We start from the raw sequence: 17,958 nt of genomic DNA, 5'->3' as shown, positions 1-17,958 counted from the left end.
AACGTTATGTAATTTCTAAGAACTATTTTTCCTTTGTTAGCAGATCTTTCAGCTTGTTACGAGATGGTAATTTAAAAAGGACCTCTATCATCTATTTGAAGGGATTTTTGCAGGGTAATAATCTCAATCTGAATACTTGGATAACCATCGATTTCAGGTACGTCTTTTATTGAGGGTGATAGTTTTCGATTGGCGGCATTCGCCATCGTTTCGCAAACATAAAGCAATTGGGAAAGTTTATTATGTGATAAGATAGGACGATATTCACTTTTCGAACAATTTTCCAGTAAATATCCTAAATGCTCTATAGAAAAGATGACCGGCCAGTAATATTCTAGTGCTTTCTTATTGATGGGAATCTCCCCAGCAGCTGTATCATATAGTGTTTTTAAATTATTTAAATTTGTTCGCATTTTCATGATTTCTTGGCTTTTTATCGCATTATAACTATTCCCTTGGTCAGAGAAAAGTATTAATAATAATTGAGCCTGACTTCGGATTGTTTTGGTTATTAAATGTGGCAGTCTACTTGATGCCGACCGTCGTCCTGCAAAGAATACTCCTATTAAACCAATGATAGTACCTGTAAAGATATCAATTAATCTGGCGGTTGCAAAATAAGAAAAGGTAAAGCTTCCATGACTCGTGCTTTCAGCCATAAGAAGAGCATTGGGTGTAAAGAACAACGCAGCAAGACCATAATTTTTTACAATAAACAACTCTGTAATGAACGTCAATAAAAGAATAAATAAAGCGATGATGAATCCAGTTGGATGAGTCATTAGGATTAAACTTGCAATCAATATCCCCAGAATTGTACCAAATGCTCTTTGAATCGCACGATGATAGGTAGCAACAATTGTAAAGCCTGACATAACTGCTACACAGGATAACGGTACCCAAAAGGGCCGGGTAAATTCAAACTGATACGCGATCATAGCAGCGAACATGGTGACAATACCGAACCGTACAGCAGAAATAAAAACAATGGAGTTTTTATCAAAGGCCCCCATAAAAATGGTCCTAGTTGATGGTTTGTAAATTCGATTCTCTTGATTAATTTTCGAAGCTGGTTCATTCATAATGGCATCCGCATCGGTAATTTTTTTGAATAACTGAAGAACGGATTCATCCATTGTTTCCGGCAGATGGCTAATTTTAGAAACATGTTCATTATTATTCTTCTGATCAAGCGAACGAGCCATTTCCCGGAGAAATTCCCCTAATGCGTGCGGCAATTTTACGTTCGTCTTCGAAAAATTTTCAAGTACATACAAAAATATCGAGTTTGCATGAACATTTAAAATCACTAATCGATTAAATATGTCAGTATTTTTCCAAGGTACATATCCTACTGCAAGTGTTTCTTCTGCTTCCTTCAAGTCTGACATGACTTTTTGTCTAGCCTCATTATATTTCTCTGTACCAACTGTATCAAGGAACGCGGCCAGTTCTGAATATACGTTTTTTACTACGCCAGTTTCCGGACCATGAGGATCAAAAAACCACCCAATCATCGCCACCACCCACGAAAGTGCCCCTCCAAGAAATACAAGGCCAGCGCGGAGCCATACAAGTTCTGGATCAACAGGCTTACCAGTTGTCATAGCAAAAACTAACACGAAAAAGATTGCTGATGGTCCTTTAATTTTTAAAGCTCCAAAAATAAAAATAGAAGCCGCTCCAATCAACCCTATCAAGATAGCTACTGCAAGTGGGTAAGGTGCAGCAAGAGTCCCTAATGCAGAGGCTAAAGTCATTCCGAGTATGACAAAAAATAGCTTTTTTGCTCTTTGTGCATATGGAATATTAAACACATATAGATAGGTAAAGCCGCCCATTCCAGCTATTAATCCATATTCTAGATTCCCAAATAATAATCCAATTATGACTGGTAATGCTGCAGCTAATCCTGCACAAAATGCCTTTAGCCACGGAAAAGGCTTCCGATTAACGGTTAGTGCCTGTTTTATCATCGATGGAGATTTGGGAGATACAGATTTAGGTGTTTCTCTCATACTCAGTGCCTCCTTTTCCATAATCATTTGCTATATAGTAAATTTCTAAACAAATAAGGAAAGCATTCTGTTTAACACAGAACACTTTCCCATCATTAGGTACCTTTATTCCATTATTAAGCTTTGGGTTTCTCTTTTCCCATAGAGTCGAATAATTGTGTAGATGATAAGGCATTGAATGGTAAGGTCACATTGTGTTTAAGCCCTTCGTTATATGCGGCTTTTAAGTCTTTAAGTAATGAGCAACGTACCATTGCCACAATCGCTTCTCTTGTCACACTAGGTACGGAGCCGCAATTGGAACTACATATCAACACAGGACTTACAATTGGCTTAACTCCAAAAGAAATCGTTGGAACAATCGTGCACTTGATTCCCTATACAGGCTTCCCACGTGTCTTGAATGCTCTTAAAATAGTTAAAAAAGTGTTTGCTCAACGCAATGTAACAATGAACGGACAAGAAAAACAGTCACATTAATATTAAGATTTGGGACAAATATATTTTTTTGGCATATTCAGTCTTCAATCCTGAATATGTCGTTTTTTTATTTATTGAATTGAATTTCTATACTTTCTAAAGAAGTTTTGAATTAATAAACCTCACCAGTTATTTCAATAAGAAAAAGCGATGCTTCGTTATTGAAGCACCGCCCCCGATATTGTATGATGACACTCTTCACTATTTAGGTGGTGAATCTTCACCCCTATTCAATAATTCCATTATCTCCCTTGATACATTTGATGCCATTGCTGCCAGGTACCATGAGGATGTTGGTGATGCCATTGGTTCCAAGGAATGAATGGATGATGTGGATGGTGCTGTGGATGGTGCTGGTGCTGCCACTGTTGCCAAGTAGCATGAGGATGTTGCTGGTGCCACTGCTGCCATGAGCCTTGCGGAAATTGTTGATGATGGTGCTGCTGATTCTGCCACTGTTGCCAAGTACCGTGAGGATGCTGTTGATGCCATTGTCCCCAAGATTGACCATGCATAGAATTCACCTGCCTTTATATGAGTCTAAATAGCTTATGCACGACAGGGTTTTGAAGTTTGTACTTATGCAAAATTTAGACAGCTAAGGTGAGAAAAGCGAACCTTTGACCCATTTCTAGTCACCATATTAATTTTTTTATCCCCCTCAGGACCATTAACCATTTGTTTAGTTAAATTGTCCAAATGAAAAAACGTCCCTAGTGAACGTCTTCGATTCATTATTCATTTATAAAGGGTATCCGTTCCTTAACTTTCTCGCCGTCCAATTAGTTGAAATTATGGAAACCCTCAAATTATGGTGTTGTTAGTGGTGGTACATTGATCACTTAAACAACTCGGGGCGATGGTGCTCCCTATTTAAGTAGCCTTACATGTGTAGCAAATGCATTCATCGTAGGGGCTGACTATTGATAGGGGCTTTTCCCTTAATGGTGTACTTATCCTAACTGTCGTTTAAATGCTTTACTGGCGAAGAAGTAAGCGATGACCATGATACCGACGCACCAGGCAAGCGCGATCCAGATATCGTTGCCAACAGACCCTTCATACAAGAGGGCTCGAATCGCATTCACGATTGAAGTCACGGGCTGGTTCTCAGCGAACGCACGGACAATTTTAGGCATGGTTTCGGTAGGGACAAAGGCCGAACTAATAAACGGCAGGAAAATCAGCGGATACGAGTAGGCTGTCGCCCCTTCCATAGACCCCGCTGTCAATCCAGGAATGACCGCCAGCCATGTCAGCGCCAGCGTAAACAGCCCAACTATCCCAGCTACGGCGAGCCAATCCAGGATACCAGCACTGGAACGGAAGCCCATCAAGAGCGCGATGAGGATAACCACCACGACAGTAAGCGCATTGGAAACAAGCGAAGTCAACACGTGTGCCCACAATATCGAGGAACGCTTGATGGGCATGGTAATGAAACGCGCCATCAGTCCGCTCTTTACATCGTTAAACAGCCGCAAGGAAGTGTAAGCGACGCCTGAAGCGATAGCCATTAGCAAGATTCCCGGCAATAAATAATTGATGTAGTTATCCGTACCTGTCTCTATGGCGCCGCCAAATACGTAGACAAACAGCAGCATCATCATAATCGGCGTAATCGCCACCGTAATAATCGTATCCGGGCTTCGCATGATGTTTCGCATTAATCGTCCTAGTATTACCCCTGTTTTGCTTTTCATTTACATATCCTCCTTTTTGCCGATGATCGCGAGGAAAATTTCCTCCAATGTTAGCTGCTTCTCGATATACTCAACTTTCGCTGGCGGGAACATCTCTTTGAGTTCTTTAAGGGTACCAGTTTTGATGATTTTTCCGCCATGCAGGATGGCGATATAGTCAGCCAGTTGTTCGGCCTCCTCCAGATACTGGGTCGTCAGCAAGATCGTCGTGCCTCCGCCGGCAAGCTCCTTGACGGTATCCCAGACTTCAATTCGCGCTTCAGGGTCAAGCCCTGTCGTCGGTTCGTCGAGAAAAATGACTTCTGGCGTCCCAATCAGGCTCATGGCGATGTCAAGCCGGCGCTTCATCCCGCCGGAATACTTACCTGCCCGGCGCTTGGCCGCATCGGTCAGGCTGAATCTTGCAAGTTGATGGTCAGCGACTTGAGCGGGATCGGAAACTCCTCGCAACTTGGCGATCATCATCAGGTTTTCCCTTCCTGTGAGCATGCCGTCTAAAGCTGCGAACTGCCCTGTCAAGCTGATGCTCTGGCGAACATGATCCGGTTGACGCTGGACGTCAAAGCCGCAAATACAGACTTCGCCGCCATCGGGCTTCATCAGCGTCGAGAGGATGTTGACCGTCGTCGTCTTGCCCGAACCATTTGAGCCCAGCAGGGCGAAAATTTCGCCACGCCGCACCTCAAAATCCACCCCCTTTAAGACTTCCTTATCTTTAAAGGATTTTTTTAACCCTTTTACAGAAATCGCTGCATTGCTCATACTTTTTTCCTCCTTTTAATAAGCGCAGCAAGGCGCTATACTGGTTATACTCCACTACTCTGTCTGACTGATATTCTGTAATACTTACTACTAAGTTAAAAATATAACTGAATAGTGAAGGTGACACATTCCATTTGTAACCCTCTATTCAGTCGAAATGATCTATTGAATTTACTTTTTTTTCAATCGCTTCATTATACGCTGATTCAAATCTTCACGATACTTGACGACATAGGTTTTAGCGGCAGCCACTAGTTCATCGGAAAGGAAGCCAAGTCGTCCCCAGTGACGGTTTCCATGGTTAGTGTCTATGCTAGGCGAAACTCCAATTGGAATTCACCGTTAGCCACGACCAATCGTATCGTTTAACTTCTTGCGATATTTGTCCTTCCAAGTTTGCTCATCCTTCACCAAGTCGTCGCAGAAAGCAGCCACGTCCTCGCCCGTAAGGTCAATGACTTTCTTGCCTTCTGCTGCTCCCTCCTCGAAGAGGTCGAGAATGCCTACAAAGATACGGCTGCTGTCCTTCCAGTCGGTGGGACTACCACCAGCAGTCCACATATATTTTTGGATAGCTTTGTAAGCGTTGAGGTACTCACTTGGAAGTGCCTTTGCACGTGCCTCCATCTCCCTCCATTCCCGCTTGTCATCCAAACTTCCGATAATTTTTTCAAAAATATTCATTTTACTTCTCTCCTTTTAATTTTTTTATCCTTAAGTTCGTTAATTTTACTTGATATAAAATCCCATTTTTTCCAAAAAACCTCAAGATGCTCTTGACCTGCTGCGTTGAGGGTGTAAAATTTTCTCGGCGGACCCATAGTGGATGGCTTTTTCTCGATTTCCACCAGATTGTTTTTCTCAAGCCGCATGGTGATCGTATAAACTGTGCCTTCAACAACATCAGTGAAGCCAAGTTCTCGCAGCTGTTGTGTGATTTCATAGCCGTAAGTTTCCCCACGGCTGATGATTTCAAGCACACAACCTTCAAGCACCCCTTTCAGCATTTCCGTGATGTTTTCCATTCTTTACCTCCATTTATATTTTACTTAAATTTTTTCAGTACTCTGTAACACAGGTATTTTGTATTACTGATATTTAGTATCACCTACTACTAGTATATAGTATTACCAATTAGCGTTTCTTGTCAATAAAACTTTTCGTCAAAAAAACCCTTATTACGATTTCAAAGGTGTTTTTATCCAATTTGACAGCCTAGACTTTAGCCAGACAGGTGATTATTCTCAAGAAGAGCTAAATAATTTATAAATAAGCAATACTATAATAATGTTTTAAACATTATTATTAAATTCCTTTAATCATTGTTTTTAAAAAAGCAGAAAATTCTTTGTTGTTCTCCAATAATTCTTCTCAACCAATCTTCATGTTAGTAAAACAAGTAAAAAAGACCGCCGCAGCGATCCCCGTCTTATACTCTTGCACCGTTCGTTTAAGTGATACTCTTCAAAATCTTTTTTTTTACCATAAAAAAGTCTAATCCCCTTAATGTGTAAAGGGTTATCAAAAAGACCTCGTCTTACTTAAGAAGAGCGCCCGATTGCTGAACAGAAAACATCTCTAGTTATTGTTCAATCATTTCTTAGGAGTATAATCTGTTTTTAACCAACCTATTGGACTCATATTCACTTTGTTTGCCCCTGCATAGTTTGTAAGTGTTGCCACAACACTATTTAAAGGAAGTACATTATAAGTATATGGTATCTCCTCATCATAATTATATCGGAAGGTAAATGGATCAGTAGGTGGATTCGTTTTACTCATATTTTCACTTCCTACAATATGTGAAGACCATGCCCAATTTCCTATCGTTGATTTGTCATACCATGTAAATCCTTTAGTAAATAGATTTTCTCCATTATTATCCCAACTACTTCCTGTATAAGTCCCATATTTATTTGTTATGTGGGAGTTAACAATTAAATTTCTGTTATAAGCGCTTTGAAATAGCTCAGCCCATTGTTCATCCATGTTTGTAGTATCTAATCCCTGAATCTCAGAACCTGTAATTGGCTCGTTAATGTCATGGAATACACAGGTATCTGCTGCAATAGAAGCGCCATTTCTCGCATTAAGTGCTCGTGACAGAGTATCAGTGCCGTATTCAGCGATAGCACGCACATTTTCCAATACATCATAATGAGTTGAGTTATCAAGGTAACAGTTGTACATATGACCAGTACCTTGACGGATCATTGGTATTCTTTGCCCAATATTGGTATAACGGTTATAAGCAAGGGTTAAACGGATTCTTTGATTGCCATCCTTTACCTCATTTCCACTACTACTCACATAATTCACATAGTCTTTATCTCCTGAACCATTTAAATGCACCTTGCTGTGATAGGCTGCATATGCCATTATCTGTTCTTTGGTCGCACCGCCATTGCGCATGTTAAAGTATATACTATCAGAATTCAGTTCATTTGAAGCATATTTCCCTTCCATATACTGGATTGACTGATAAATATCACTTTCTTCTGGCGGATTTTCATTTGCAGGTAATCCGAATTCAGACCAGGAAATGGTAATATTGGAGCCACCATTCTCTGTATCAATTAATCCATCCGCTGCAATAGAGAATTTACAATGGTCTATCCAAACATTATTTGCACCATTTATTTTAATAAATGTCCAGCCTACTTCCTTATGTTTTCCAGTGTCATCCCATTGCCACATTCCATCAAAATTTAGATTTCTTATGACAATATCATTCGTAGAATTTTGTAATTTAAATTCAGCACTCCTAATCGTTTTCCCTTTTTTTGAAAAAATAGTTAACCCATCGACATTATTGATATCTAATTGTGAAACACCGGATGAAGCTAAATTCGGATTTGTAAATCCATTCATAGGATTCCTATAGTTTCTTATAAACCGATATTTTTTAGTTTCTTCTGAACTTAGATTTAACGCTTTCCACCCTAGGTTAAGATCTTTTGCCACTTCAATTACTTTCACACTGCCATTTCCAGCGTCCAAAATAGCCTGCAAAAACTCTCTTTCCGTTTTAACCTGGCGATAATAAGAAGTATCAATGTATTGGCTTCGGTCATTTACCCCTAATGATGCATAACCAGTTACTGAAAGATAACTATTGTCGTAGTCTTTAAAATTTCTTGTTGTATTTGGTATAGATTCAATTTCTGCTGCACTTACTAATGCATTTCCTCCAAATAATAACGATGTTGTAAAAAAAGATATAACGACTAGCCAGATTAGTGCCCTTTTAAATTTCAAACTATTACCTCCCCAATAAAATTTTTACAGTAATTCTAGATGTAATGTAGCGGCTTGCTAAATAAAATCAATCATCTTCGCTTTCCCTACTATCATCACCTCCCTAAAAATAATCAAAATGGCTTCAAAATGATAAAAAACAATTCTTAAGGGTCTAGTCAAGACACTTAAATCTACTAACTCCCCACCTCTTGAAAGCGTTTTCTAATTATGGGATAAAAAATGGTGGTAGCTACTAATCTATTTGCAGTTTGAAACAAGTTTTTATTACCATTATCAATCACAACTTTTCAGTGCTAGGTATTCCAACAATAGAAATCATATTCAAAAGGGTTTTCATAATATATAATCAGTTTCTTAGAAATAAGAAAAAAGACTTACTCATTACTATAAAAGGAAACTAAATGAGCATGTTAAATGAAAATGATTATGTCTATAACCCTATTCCATAAGTACTGTAGATAGTTATAGGTCCAAGTCAGTGAAAAAAAGATTATAACGATTGTTCAACTATACGACACCGTTACTTGAAGAAAAAACTGGCTACCGTTTTCGGTAGCCAGTTTTTAATATTTCCCGCGTATTTATTGTCTTTTAATTCTTTTCCCCCAAGGTTTGAATACCGATACAATAAAAATTATTGCCAATAGAATTACTTGTATGATAATCCAAATCATAAGTTGATAATGGTTTGCCATGAAATGATCACCGATTGATTCTTCTGATAGATGAATTCCATTTAGAGTCCAATAATAAATAAGGATAAATCTTAAACCCAAACAAATGAAGGTCAGAATTTCTTTGGTAATGATCCAATAAAATTTAAATAATCCCCATTTTGTAAAGATAGAAAGAATAAGACCGGTAATAACTGTTCCAATAAGTGAAGCTCTACCGGCAGTTTGTTCCATTTGAAGCATACTTGTATAATAGGCTTTTATTACCTGACTATCATCCGTCGTTAAAATACTAATGGACAGGATTAAAAAGGTTACAGTAACGCCAAACCAGATGGCAGAAAATAATATATGAGTAGTTAACCAAAATTTTTTCTGTGTAATCGATAGATTTTTCAAAGTTTTTTCTCCAGAATTATTTGAATTTATGTTAATAATCACAGAATCTATTATATCTTTTATCTTATTGAAATAAGTATACTTCAACAATTATCTGGTTTTCCACAGTCCTCTAGTTAAAGATAATTAGGCAAATTGTGATGATGTGATACACTCAATTTACCATTTGTTTTACTTGTTTACATGTCCCCTACTCATTCGAGAGTAGTGCTCCTTTTTTAAAAAAATGAAAAAAGAAAAAACAGACTCTAAAAGAGCCTGCTTTCATTTGTTCTTTTATTAAGCTTTACGCACGTTAGCTGCTTGAGCTCCACGTTGACCTTGCTCAACGTCAAAAGTAACTGCTTGACCTTCGTCTAAAGATTTGAAACCTTCGCCTTGGATCGCTGAGAAATGAACGAATACGTCTTCTCCGCCTTCACGCTCGATAAATCCGAAACCTTTTTCTGCGTTAAACCATTTTACTTTACCTTGTTCCATTTTGTTTCCTCCAGCTGTGCTTTACACACAATGTATTACTATCCTTGCACTCAGTGATCATCAAGACGAAAAGTTAATCCTTATACTATCCTTTACACCGAACAAAAATAATTCTTCTAAAGCTTAACACCTTTTAAAAGCATTTGCAAGTAGACAAATCGAGAACCATTTTTGCCATCATGAATTTTCAGGGTTCCTTTGTTGTTCTTATTCGATTTAAGAAGTAATATTTCGTCTGGTATAAAATAAAAATAGTGCCAATTTCTCTATAATTGAAATAGGCACTTCGTTAATCGCTATGCGTTATCGAGACACTTTTGGCGGTTGGCACACGTCACATTTCCGTTGGTTATTATTTTTAAATTTCGTAAATGTTTTTTCAAAGTTGCTACCACATGCACATTTAAATAGTAAATGTTGAGAAAAACCGTGGTATTCCGTCGTGAGCAACTTACTTTCAGAATTATTCTCAACAAAATCCTTTATTTTACCAATCGTCCATCTTTTATTCATCCTCTTACACCTCCATCGCTATTCGGAGGCTTTTCTTGGCATCCGTTAAATTATAAAAAAAAGTAGTAATTATCCTAAGTTAATTATTATAACATGGGCTGGTACTAAATTAATACAGATGGAAGGTATCTTGTTAATTTATAATTTTCGGGTAGAAAGAGGCATTTCAAGAAAAATAATGTAGAACCATTCATCTCTTGTTCTAGGGCCTTTTGCTGTAGGAAACTTATGGATCTTCCATTTACCTTATTGAAGATTTGGTTCATATTTATTAATTAACCTGCTAAATAACCTTCAATATGCCTTTTTGTCCTTCTTGCACAAACCGCCCCATTAGTTGGAGATAAGTAAAGATTCTTCATATAAAAGTTTTAATTGAACAAATTATACTAACTAGGAGGTGTAAAAGTTGAGAAAAAAAATTTATCCGTATTTCTTCTTAGTCATCATTACATAATTGGTTTGGTCTTATAACCGTTCGCCATTGTGAAACGTTCATTTAAAGATTGGATTATTGTATACCTTGTAAGTTTCATTGGTAATTTTTTCTCAGATCAATATTTGGTATCAAGAGGATATCTAAAATACCCCAAAAAACTTTTTCCAAAGTATAAAATCCACTTCCCATTATGTTCATTACCCTTTAATGCTGCTTTACTATAATCAGTGGACATTGAACAGCAAACCGGTCGGAATCATTTTAAAAATTTTTCCTTTTGTTATACCACAAACAATCATAGAGACCATTGCCTCAAAGAAAACTAACTTGATTAAATGGAAAAAAGGATGGACATGGTATCACTCATTAATAAGTTTGATGTTAAAACTGTTAATTTGCATAGCTATCATTGCAATTATTAGAAAAATAAACACACATAAACATCTCAGTTAGGTAAAATGGAAACGTGATTTCCTATGTTCACGTTTTTCCAAATCTTACAGTTGTAAAATATTTATATTACTATATAATTTATTGTAATTGTATACGTAAATGTTTTCTAGGGTTCCGCAACACCACTGTTGGTCTGGACCGAGAGAAAACTCACAGCATTGCTGTGTCACGGAAGGATAAAAGCCTGGGAGATACTGTTTAACAGTGATCTCTCAGGCTTTTTTTATTTTTAGCTTTGTTAAATTTAAATGTTGATTATAAGTACAACGGTTAAAAGGTTGATGAAAGACTAATCAAGAGAATTTCCAGTGAGATTTGTCCTTCATAGGCATGATGAAAGACTAATCAAGGGAATTCCTAGTGAGATTTGTCCTTCATAGGCATGATGAAAGACTAATCAAGGGAATTCCTAGTGAGATTTGTCCTTCATAGGCATGATGAAAGACTAATCAGAAGATTCCTCATTGAGTTTAGTCCTTCATCAGAATTTCCGTGAGAAAAATCAACAACTTTCTTTAATAGAACCTTGTTTTTATAGTCAAGTCCTGAATATTGTGTAAAATCAAAAGCAATTGTTTTCAACTTCACTTTTGTTGATTATCTATCCAAACCCTTTCATTTTTTTTTGACGAAACTTCCATGGTTTTTTATCTACATATCCGGGGAGGGCTGTCAAAGGCTCTTCACTTTGACAGCCCTTCCTGGATATGTGATCATTCCATGATGGAAGTGGAGGCGAAAAATAAAAGTTTAATTAGTTATTAAGTAATGTCTTTCTTTTGGAGTAGACCTCCTGGTATTGCATGAGAACAGCACCTACCAATCGAAAGGCAGATTGAGTATTGGGAAAGATACGAATAACTTTCTCCCTTCTACGGACTTCTTGGTTTAAGCGTTCAAGTGAATTTGTACTTCGTATATGAGGGTGCATCTTCTCAGGAAAGTTTAGGTATTGAATGGCATCTTCGAAGCCTTCATCTAAAGTTTCCAAGGCTTTGGCATATTTAGCTTCATCCCCAAACTGGTTCATTAATTCATTCTTAAATCTACGGATATCCTCAATCGTAACAGCTTCAAAGACACGTTTAATCATGGAGCGTATCTCTACGGAATCTTTCTTGGAGAGCTTCCCTATTATGTTGCGTTTAAAATGTACCGTGCATCTTTGCCATGTAGTACCAATAAAATCGCGCTGTATTGCCTTTTGTAGCCCTAGATGAGCATCTGAGATGACCAGTTTGGGGGATTGAAGCCCACGGGATTTAAGCTGTTGGAAGAAACGACTCCAACTCTCGAAGTCTTCTGCATGATCCACACTAAGCCCAAGGATTTCACGTGTATTCTTCTCAGTAATGGCAGTCGCAATGTACACGGCTTTTGAGATAACCCGGTTGTGTTCCCGGACCTTAATATACATGGCATCCACAAAAACATAAGGATAATACATGACATTCAAAGGGCGTTTGTTCCAATCATTAATAATGGGGTCAAGCTTTTGGGTAAGGGAAGACACAAATGATTTCGATATATTTTCCCCACAGAGCTGCTCGACTATATGCGTGACTTTCCGAGTTGAAACACCGTTAATCACCATTTCTAGCATGGAGAGGACCAGGGCTTGGTCACAGCGAGCATACTTTTCGAAGACGGAAGTGGAAAACTCACCATTTCTGGTCCTTGGGACCTTTAGCTTTAGTTTGCCAATACCTAGGATCAATTCACGTTCATAGTAGCCATTTCGGTAGTCTCGGCGATCTGGAGACCGTTCATAAGCAGCCGCACGTAAATAATCGTCTCTCTCGTTTTCCATGACTTCATTAAGGACTAAGACAATCGCTGATTTAATCACCATATCTAGATTAGAATTGATAACGGATTCTTTTAAAAGGTCTAAATCTAGGTTAAACTGTAAGTGAGTCATTTTAATTCCTCTTTTCATTGTTTATCGTCGCTGAAAACAGTGTTGCCAAGAGTGAATAAAATGACTCTTTCTTTTTACACAATTATATGGACTTAATCGTTTTTATAGGCTCTGTTATGATTGATTGTTGATTTTCGTGTAGGTATGAGAATTCATAGGCGGAGAATTTCCGGTTAATGTAGATAGAGGAAGCTTAAGAAGCAGATATAAGCGGAGCTATTCCGGTTACCTGCTCTAAATAAAACAAAATCCAAAAATTTGGGTCATATAAAAACGGAAAAACTCCCCTTATTTTTATGAAAATATGGGTATTTCCTAATTTAGCCGGAATTTTTCCGTTTATTTTTCAAACACAGTAAATCAACATTAGAATTTAACAAAGCTTTTTTATAAATTAATGGAGGTAATAGATAATGAATGCAAATTGGATGAAGGTGTTTGTTGGAGCATTTTTTGAAGTGTTTTGGGTAATCGGTCTAAAACATGCAAATGGCTTTTGGACTTGGTCTGGTACAGTGATCTCGATTATGGTGAGTTTCTACTTAATCATCATGGCTAGCCGGAAACTTCCCGTAGGTACAGTATACGCAGTTTTTGTAGGTTTAGGGACAGCAGGAACGGTCATTTCTGAAATTATATTTTTCTCAGAACCTATCAAGCTGGAAAAAATCATGTTGATAGCACTTTTACTAGTTGGTGTGCTTGGATTAAAGTTATTAACAAAAGATGATAAACAGGAAGGAGCTGATTCTTAATGGCGTGGCTATCATTAATTTTAGCAGGATTATGTGAAGCATTTGGTGTTGTTACCATAAATAAATTGAATAACAGTCGTAATTGGCAATCCTTATTCCTATTAATGCTCGGATTTGGAACTAGTTTTCTTTTTCTTGCCTACGCCATGAAAACTCTACCTATGGGGACAGCATATGCAATATGGACAGGAATTGGTTCAGCTGGTGGAGCGCTATTAGGAATTATGATTTACGGTGAATCAAAAGATTGGCGAAGGATTGCATGTATTGCATTAATTTTAGGTGCGACCATTGGGCTAAAACTTGTTGCCTAATTGATAATTTAATATTTCACTAAACTAGATAGATCTTTTACTCAGTACTCCTGTACATTATAAGCTGACTTTTTATTATGATGATAAAAGTCAGCATGAAAATATAAGTATTACATTCTTGTAATGGTTTCCTTAACTAGTTTGATAAATTTCTCTCTTACCATAGCAGCCACTTCAATGACTTCATCATGATTTAATGGTTGATCTAGAATCCCACATGCCATAATGGTTAAACAAGAAATACCAAGTACATTCATACCTCCGTGAATCGCTACACTCGCCTCTGGGACAGTTGACATACCGACAGCATCCGCTCCTATTGTTCGAATCCTACGGATCTCAGAGGCAGTTTCGTACGCCGGTCTACTCCACCAAGCATAAACGCCCTGTTGTAAGGACCCATTCAACTTTATGATTTTCCCATGTGCAATATTCAATCACTTCTTTTTATATTTTTAATTAAAAATCCTCAATATCAAGAAATACTTCTTTACAATCTGGACATTTGGCTAAGTGTCTATTTTTAGAATTAATATAAAATCTGAAATGATTTCCTTTTCCACAATGAGTACATTTCATGTACCCTTGAATAAATCCACTAATTTTTTCGGGACTGTCACAATCGACCGAATAAACATAGTAAGGTTTATCTGGTGCATAGTGCGGTGTGTACAAAAATCGGGTTAATTCACTCATTTATTTCCCACCTTTCGGTAATAATTTGGGTATTCCTCAATCACATAATATTAAATATTTTACATTTGTATTACCTTTTTTTCTAATATTAATTTTGGTCAAATGTTTCTCCTTTTTGAGTCCATATTCTACACTCTTGACCTGTTAAATCATGAGAACTCCTTCTTATCCGCTGTTTTTACTGAGATGAAAATGATTGAAATTAGAGAGAATAGGTGAGATAGTATTGCCCCCCAAACCCATAAAATGTCCCAATGTAACACCAGAAATATGAAACAGAATAGGCACCATTGCTACAGGAAGTTGCTAATAAGAAGTCGTAAAGAAACTAAAAATCATTAAGGCAAATAAATAAGGAAAGCATTAAATAGGACGATAATGCTAACCATAATCGTCCTTTAAACTTATATTTAAGAGTAAAAATTTCCATGTTTCAAATTTGTCCACCATTACATGGAATCTCCATTTAATCCATGGACTTGCCCCCTATTATTCAAACTTTTGATTAGTTTTCTTTCTTTTTTAGCTCCGATCTATAATAATTAAGAGTATCATTTAGGGAAGAATTAATTGAAAATGTTGGACTCCATCCTAATTGAAGAAGTTTTAAAGGTGTTTCGTCGGCAGCCAATTCTTCAACTCCATTGGAGAGGGATTTTACCTTAAAGTCTGTTGTTGTTAAGTTTTTATATATTTCAATCAGATCCCTGAGAGAATAACTTTTTCCTGAAGAAATTTCATAAATTTCCCCTGGAGTCCCTTTATTAAGGATCACTTCGTAAGCGCTTATAACATCGCGGACATCTATGAAATCACGCTTAGAATTTAAGTTGTTTACTACCAACACTTTGTCTAACATGTTCTTTTCCATTTGAGCAATTTTATTGGCAAATATAGAATTAACACCATTGGATCTACCTGGTCCAATTATATTAGATGGTTTTGCAATTACGATGTTCATTTTGTACAATTTAACCCAAGCTTGAGAAATTAGTACCTGGAGTGTCTTACTAAGACTATAGGGATGTGTGAAATTCGATATTTCGTTGAGGCTGGTTTGGAGAGAAGAACCGACAATAACAATTTTACAAGTTGGATTTAGTTGTCGAGTAGCATCAATGATATATAGTGTTGATAACAAGTTGGTTTCTAATGTTGTAATCGGGTCATTCCAAGAATCACCAACATGGTTGAGTCCTGCTAAATGTAATAGGAAATCAGGTTTTATTTTTTTTATTAAAAGATTAACATCATCTTTAATTGTTAGTTCACAGTATTCTGTTTTTATCCCTTTACTTCCATCAAAGGATTGGTTTCTTGTAACAGCTATTATGTCATATCCTAATCTGGAAAAATGTTTACATGCATGTTCTCCTGTAAAACCGCTTGCCCCAGTAATTAGCAACTTTGGCCTCTGATTCATCATTTTGCCTCCATTTGATAAAATTACTGTATAAAATTTGATTTAATTAACAATTCCTTTATTTCCTCATGAGTCATTAAATCATCATTCGAACTATAAGATGACTTGCTTATTGCCTGAAAAGTTGAGTAGTGTTCCCTTACCTGAAGGTTAATGTCAGGAAGAACAACAAAATATTCTTGGTTATAAACAACGGTATCCTCTATTTCATTCGGTGAAACAAGTACCTCATGCAGTTTCTCTCCCGGTCTTGGACCAGTTTCAATAATATTGACTTCTTTTCCAAAATGCCCAATTAAAACTTCGGCTAAATCAATTATTCTGCATGCAGGCATATTTATCACAAAGATTTCCCCGCCCTTACCATCAGTTGCTGCCTTTAATAAAAGCTTGATTGCATCCTCTTTGGTTAAAAAGAATCGTGTCATTCGTTTATCAGTAATGGTAACTTCATTTTTATTTTTTATTTGATCAATGAATAAATGGAGAACACTTCCATTTGTTCCGAGAACATTTCCACCTCTTACACAAACAAACTTCGTAGTTGTATTTAATAGATTTGCATGTATAATTAATTTTTCACTAATAGCTTTTGTAAACCCATAGAAATTTGCTGGATTTGCCGCTTTGTCAGTTGATACATTTATCACCTTTTTTACTTCATTAAATATAGCTGCATCAATCACGTTTTGAGTGCCAGTAACGTTTGTTTTAAGTGCTTCCTTAGGGAATTCTTCACAAACTGGAACATGCTTCAAGGCAGCAAGGTGGAAAACAAAATCGACACCTTTACAAGCCTGGAATAAAGCATCCCGATCACGGATATCCCCTATCCGAAAACTTAACCTTGAGTCTTCAATTTCTCTTCTCATCTTAACTTGACTATCTTCGTTACGGGAAAAAATGATTATTTCTTTTGGATCATATGTTAATAATTGGAGAGTCAGCTCCTTTCCCCAGGAACCTGTCCCACCAGTTACTAAAATAACTGCGTCTTTAAACATCTACAAATCCTCCTATTAATTAAGCTTTTATATTAATACCTTTAAAAATGTCTTCCCAGTAATGGTCATTTCCATGCCATTTTTCTACATTAGGAAGCTCTATGGCACATACATTTTCCACAGGCCAGTCTTTTTCAATTAGGTCTTTGGTATTCGTATGGTTTACAAGGAGAATATGGAATTCATTTTTCACCAATTTCGATAACACTGACTCAAGTTCCAGCACTTCTTCAAAGGTTCCTTCTGTTCTAATAAACAGGATACGTTTTCCGTTGGAAAGTTTATCTAAGAACCTATGAATTCTTCTGTCAAATTTAGCGCGTACATCAGGGTAAGTGGATAAATTGGTAAATGTATTTTTGTCTGCAATAAAATCATGACTTGAAACGATTTGATAGGCCATATCAGTTACAACAATATGGGGTTCGGAGCTGTCTACACCAGTAGCATAGCCTGAAGGTATTAAATTTTGCAGTTCCATATAACCATTGAATCGATTTCTCAATAGACTACTAACGCTAGACAATGAAGGGGATGACATCCAGTCCAATGGTCCCGCGAAAGGTCTTAAATTGTTTTGTCTTAGTTGAAGGGCTGCAAGGCACAAATCCCCCAAACTATATATCGCATCGTATTTTCCTTTTAAATCTTCTAATCTCATAA

19 protein-coding genes, 3 pseudogenes and 1 riboswitch are annotated in these 17,958 nt (G+C 37.0%); of the genes and pseudogenes, 5 read left to right on the top strand and 17 right to left on the bottom strand.

Annotated features, from left to right (window positions below; genetic code table 11):
* Positions 1-71: 71 nt before the first annotated feature.
* Positions 72-2,018 (bottom strand): FUSC family protein, encoded by a 1,947-nt coding sequence (locus tag QFZ31_RS02235; RefSeq protein WP_307300584.1) that lies wholly within the window; start codon positions 2,016-2,018, stop codon positions 72-74.
* A gap of 231 nt (positions 2,019-2,249) precedes the next feature.
* Here QFZ31_RS02235 and QFZ31_RS02230 point away from each other — a divergent pair.
* Positions 2,250-2,498, top strand: a pseudogene (locus tag QFZ31_RS02230) (carboxymuconolactone decarboxylase family protein); the annotation flags it as partial.
* Between the two features lie 242 nt (positions 2,499-2,740).
* Here the strand turns inward: QFZ31_RS02230 and QFZ31_RS02225 are convergent.
* From QFZ31_RS02225 to QFZ31_RS02180, 10 genes and pseudogenes are all read right to left on the bottom strand, one after another.
* Positions 2,741-3,013, bottom strand: coding sequence for a hypothetical protein (locus QFZ31_RS02225; RefSeq protein WP_307300581.1), 273 nt, complete (start codon positions 3,011-3,013; stop codon positions 2,741-2,743).
* A 438-nt stretch (positions 3,014-3,451) separates the two neighbouring features.
* On the bottom strand, positions 3,452-4,201 hold the full coding sequence (locus QFZ31_RS02220) for an ABC transporter permease (protein WP_307300579.1): 750 nt from the start codon (positions 4,199-4,201) through the stop codon (positions 3,452-3,454).
* Positions 4,202-4,963, bottom strand: a complete 762-nt coding sequence (locus tag QFZ31_RS02215; protein WP_307300578.1) for an ABC transporter ATP-binding protein — start codon at positions 4,961-4,963, stop codon at positions 4,202-4,204.
* A gap of 171 nt (positions 4,964-5,134) precedes the next feature.
* Positions 5,135-5,253 (bottom strand): annotated as a pseudogene (locus QFZ31_RS02210) (DUF1048 domain-containing protein); the annotation flags it as partial.
* Positions 5,254-5,305: 52 nt separating this feature from the next.
* Entirely contained in the window at positions 5,306-5,647 is a 342-nt protein-coding gene (locus QFZ31_RS02205; protein ID WP_307300576.1) for a DUF1048 domain-containing protein, read from the bottom strand.
* Positions 5,644-5,988, bottom strand: a complete 345-nt coding sequence (locus QFZ31_RS02200; RefSeq protein ID WP_307300573.1) for a PadR family transcriptional regulator — start codon at positions 5,986-5,988, stop codon at positions 5,644-5,646. Before QFZ31_RS02200 ends, QFZ31_RS02205 begins: the two co-directional genes overlap by 4 nt.
* A gap of 568 nt (positions 5,989-6,556) precedes the next feature.
* The gene (locus QFZ31_RS02195; protein ID WP_307300571.1) at positions 6,557-8,221 is read right to left on the bottom strand and encodes a hypothetical protein; all 1,665 of its coding nucleotides are present in this window, start codon (positions 8,219-8,221) and stop codon (positions 6,557-6,559) included.
* 584 nt (positions 8,222-8,805) lie between these two features.
* Positions 8,806-9,297, bottom strand: a complete 492-nt coding sequence (locus tag QFZ31_RS02190) for a hypothetical protein (protein WP_307300568.1) — start codon at positions 9,295-9,297, stop codon at positions 8,806-8,808.
* Between the two features lie 279 nt (positions 9,298-9,576).
* Positions 9,577-9,777, bottom strand: a complete 201-nt coding sequence (locus tag QFZ31_RS02185; RefSeq protein WP_027322891.1) for a cold-shock protein — start codon at positions 9,775-9,777, stop codon at positions 9,577-9,579.
* Between the two features lie 303 nt (positions 9,778-10,080).
* Entirely contained in the window at positions 10,081-10,290 is a 210-nt protein-coding gene (locus tag QFZ31_RS02180; protein ID WP_307300562.1) for a hypothetical protein, read from the bottom strand.
* Positions 10,291-10,776: 486 nt separating this feature from the next.
* Here QFZ31_RS02180 and QFZ31_RS02175 point away from each other — a divergent pair, with 486 nt between their 5' ends.
* Together QFZ31_RS02175 and QFZ31_RS02170 are read left to right on the top strand one after the other, a co-directional pair.
* Complete coding sequence (locus QFZ31_RS02175) at positions 10,777-10,953, top strand: CBO0543 family protein (RefSeq protein WP_307300559.1); 177 nt, start codon at positions 10,777-10,779, stop codon at positions 10,951-10,953.
* Entirely contained in the window at positions 10,937-11,182 is a 246-nt protein-coding gene (locus tag QFZ31_RS02170; protein WP_307300556.1) for a CBO0543 family protein, read from the top strand. The genes QFZ31_RS02175 and QFZ31_RS02170 overlap by 17 nt, the downstream gene beginning before the upstream one ends.
* A gap of 95 nt (positions 11,183-11,277) precedes the next feature.
* Positions 11,278-11,375, top strand: a riboswitch (guanidine-I (ykkC/yxkD leader).
* 561 nt (positions 11,376-11,936) lie between these two features.
* On the opposite strand, the gene QFZ31_RS02165 is transcribed toward QFZ31_RS02170, so the two are convergent.
* Positions 11,937-13,103: an IS256 family transposase gene (locus QFZ31_RS02165; RefSeq protein WP_307299872.1), complete on the bottom strand. Its 1,167-nt coding sequence runs from the start codon at positions 13,101-13,103 to the stop codon at positions 11,937-11,939.
* 413 nt (positions 13,104-13,516) lie between these two features.
* Here QFZ31_RS02165 and QFZ31_RS02160 point away from each other — a divergent pair, with 413 nt between their 5' ends.
* Positions 13,517-13,858 carry a DMT family transporter gene (locus QFZ31_RS02160; protein ID WP_307300553.1) on the top strand — a complete coding sequence of 114 codons (342 nt, stop codon included), beginning with the start codon at positions 13,517-13,519 and terminating at the stop codon, positions 13,856-13,858.
* A complete protein-coding gene (locus tag QFZ31_RS02155; RefSeq protein WP_307300550.1) occupies positions 13,858-14,172 on the top strand; it encodes a DMT family transporter in 315 nt (104 codons plus the stop codon). Before QFZ31_RS02160 ends, QFZ31_RS02155 begins: the two co-directional genes overlap by 1 nt.
* Before the next feature lie 110 nt (positions 14,173-14,282).
* Here the strand turns inward: QFZ31_RS02155 and QFZ31_RS02150 are convergent.
* The 5 genes and pseudogenes from QFZ31_RS02150 to QFZ31_RS02130 form a co-directional block, all read right to left on the bottom strand.
* A pseudogene (locus tag QFZ31_RS02150) lies at positions 14,283-14,576 on the bottom strand (purine-nucleoside phosphorylase); the annotation flags it as partial.
* 55 nt (positions 14,577-14,631) lie between these two features.
* Positions 14,632-14,868: a hypothetical protein gene (locus QFZ31_RS02145; protein ID WP_307300548.1), complete on the bottom strand. Its 237-nt coding sequence runs from the start codon at positions 14,866-14,868 to the stop codon at positions 14,632-14,634.
* Positions 14,869-15,373: 505 nt separating this feature from the next.
* Positions 15,374-16,291: an NAD-dependent epimerase/dehydratase family protein gene (locus tag QFZ31_RS02140; protein ID WP_307300546.1), complete on the bottom strand. Its 918-nt coding sequence runs from the start codon at positions 16,289-16,291 to the stop codon at positions 15,374-15,376.
* A gap of 23 nt (positions 16,292-16,314) precedes the next feature.
* The gene (locus QFZ31_RS02135; protein WP_307300543.1) at positions 16,315-17,295 is read right to left on the bottom strand and encodes a polysaccharide biosynthesis protein; all 981 of its coding nucleotides are present in this window, start codon (positions 17,293-17,295) and stop codon (positions 16,315-16,317) included.
* 19 nt (positions 17,296-17,314) lie between these two features.
* Entirely contained in the window at positions 17,315-17,956 is a 642-nt protein-coding gene (locus QFZ31_RS02130; protein WP_307300540.1) for a DUF1796 family putative cysteine peptidase, read from the bottom strand.
* Positions 17,957-17,958 lie beyond the last annotated feature (2 nt).

It is taken from the genome of Neobacillus niacini (assembly GCF_030817595.1).
Taxonomy (GTDB): Bacteria; Bacillota; Bacilli; order Bacillales; family Cytobacillaceae; genus Neobacillus; species Neobacillus niacini_G.
The sequence above is the reverse complement of the archived record's forward strand: the minus strand, read 5'-3'. Positions and strand labels throughout refer to the sequence as shown.

What these genes read in the sequence shown, in the direction of transcription:
- QFZ31_RS02130 (WP_307300540.1), bottom strand. Translation starts at nt 17,956, where the DNA reads ATGAGATTAGAAGATTTAAAAGGAAAATACGATGCGATATATAGTTTG.
- QFZ31_RS02235 (WP_307300584.1), bottom strand. Translation starts at nt 2,018, where the DNA reads ATGAGAGAAACACCTAAATCTGTATCTCCCAAATCTCCATCGATGATA.
- QFZ31_RS02220 (WP_307300579.1), bottom strand. Translation starts at nt 4,201, where the DNA reads ATGAAAAGCAAAACAGGGGTAATACTAGGACGATTAATGCGAAACATC.
- QFZ31_RS02205 (WP_307300576.1), bottom strand. Translation starts at nt 5,647, where the DNA reads ATGAATATTTTTGAAAAAATTATCGGAAGTTTGGATGACAAGCGGGAA.
- QFZ31_RS02160 (WP_307300553.1), top strand. Translation starts at nt 13,517, where the DNA reads ATGAATGCAAATTGGATGAAGGTGTTTGTTGGAGCATTTTTTGAAGTG.
- QFZ31_RS02140 (WP_307300546.1), bottom strand. Translation starts at nt 16,291, where the DNA reads ATGAATCAGAGGCCAAAGTTGCTAATTACTGGGGCAAGCGGTTTTACA.
- QFZ31_RS02180 (WP_307300562.1), bottom strand. Translation starts at nt 10,290, where the DNA reads ATGAATAAAAGATGGACGATTGGTAAAATAAAGGATTTTGTTGAGAAT.
- QFZ31_RS02200 (WP_307300573.1), bottom strand. Translation starts at nt 5,988, where the DNA reads ATGGAAAACATCACGGAAATGCTGAAAGGGGTGCTTGAAGGTTGTGTG.
- QFZ31_RS02155 (WP_307300550.1), top strand. Translation starts at nt 13,858, where the DNA reads ATGGCGTGGCTATCATTAATTTTAGCAGGATTATGTGAAGCATTTGGT.
- QFZ31_RS02185 (WP_027322891.1), bottom strand. Translation starts at nt 9,777, where the DNA reads ATGGAACAAGGTAAAGTAAAATGGTTTAACGCAGAAAAAGGTTTCGGA.
- QFZ31_RS02170 (WP_307300556.1), top strand. Translation starts at nt 10,937, where the DNA reads ATGCTGCTTTACTATAATCAGTGGACATTGAACAGCAAACCGGTCGGA.
- QFZ31_RS02225 (WP_307300581.1), bottom strand. Translation starts at nt 3,013, where the DNA reads ATGCATGGTCAATCTTGGGGACAATGGCATCAACAGCATCCTCACGGT.
- QFZ31_RS02135 (WP_307300543.1), bottom strand. Translation starts at nt 17,295, where the DNA reads ATGTTTAAAGACGCAGTTATTTTAGTAACTGGTGGGACAGGTTCCTGG.
- QFZ31_RS02215 (WP_307300578.1), bottom strand. Translation starts at nt 4,963, where the DNA reads ATGAGCAATGCAGCGATTTCTGTAAAAGGGTTAAAAAAATCCTTTAAA.
- QFZ31_RS02145 (WP_307300548.1), bottom strand. Translation starts at nt 14,868, where the DNA reads ATGAGTGAATTAACCCGATTTTTGTACACACCGCACTATGCACCAGAT.
- QFZ31_RS02165 (WP_307299872.1), bottom strand. Translation starts at nt 13,103, where the DNA reads ATGACTCACTTACAGTTTAACCTAGATTTAGACCTTTTAAAAGAATCC.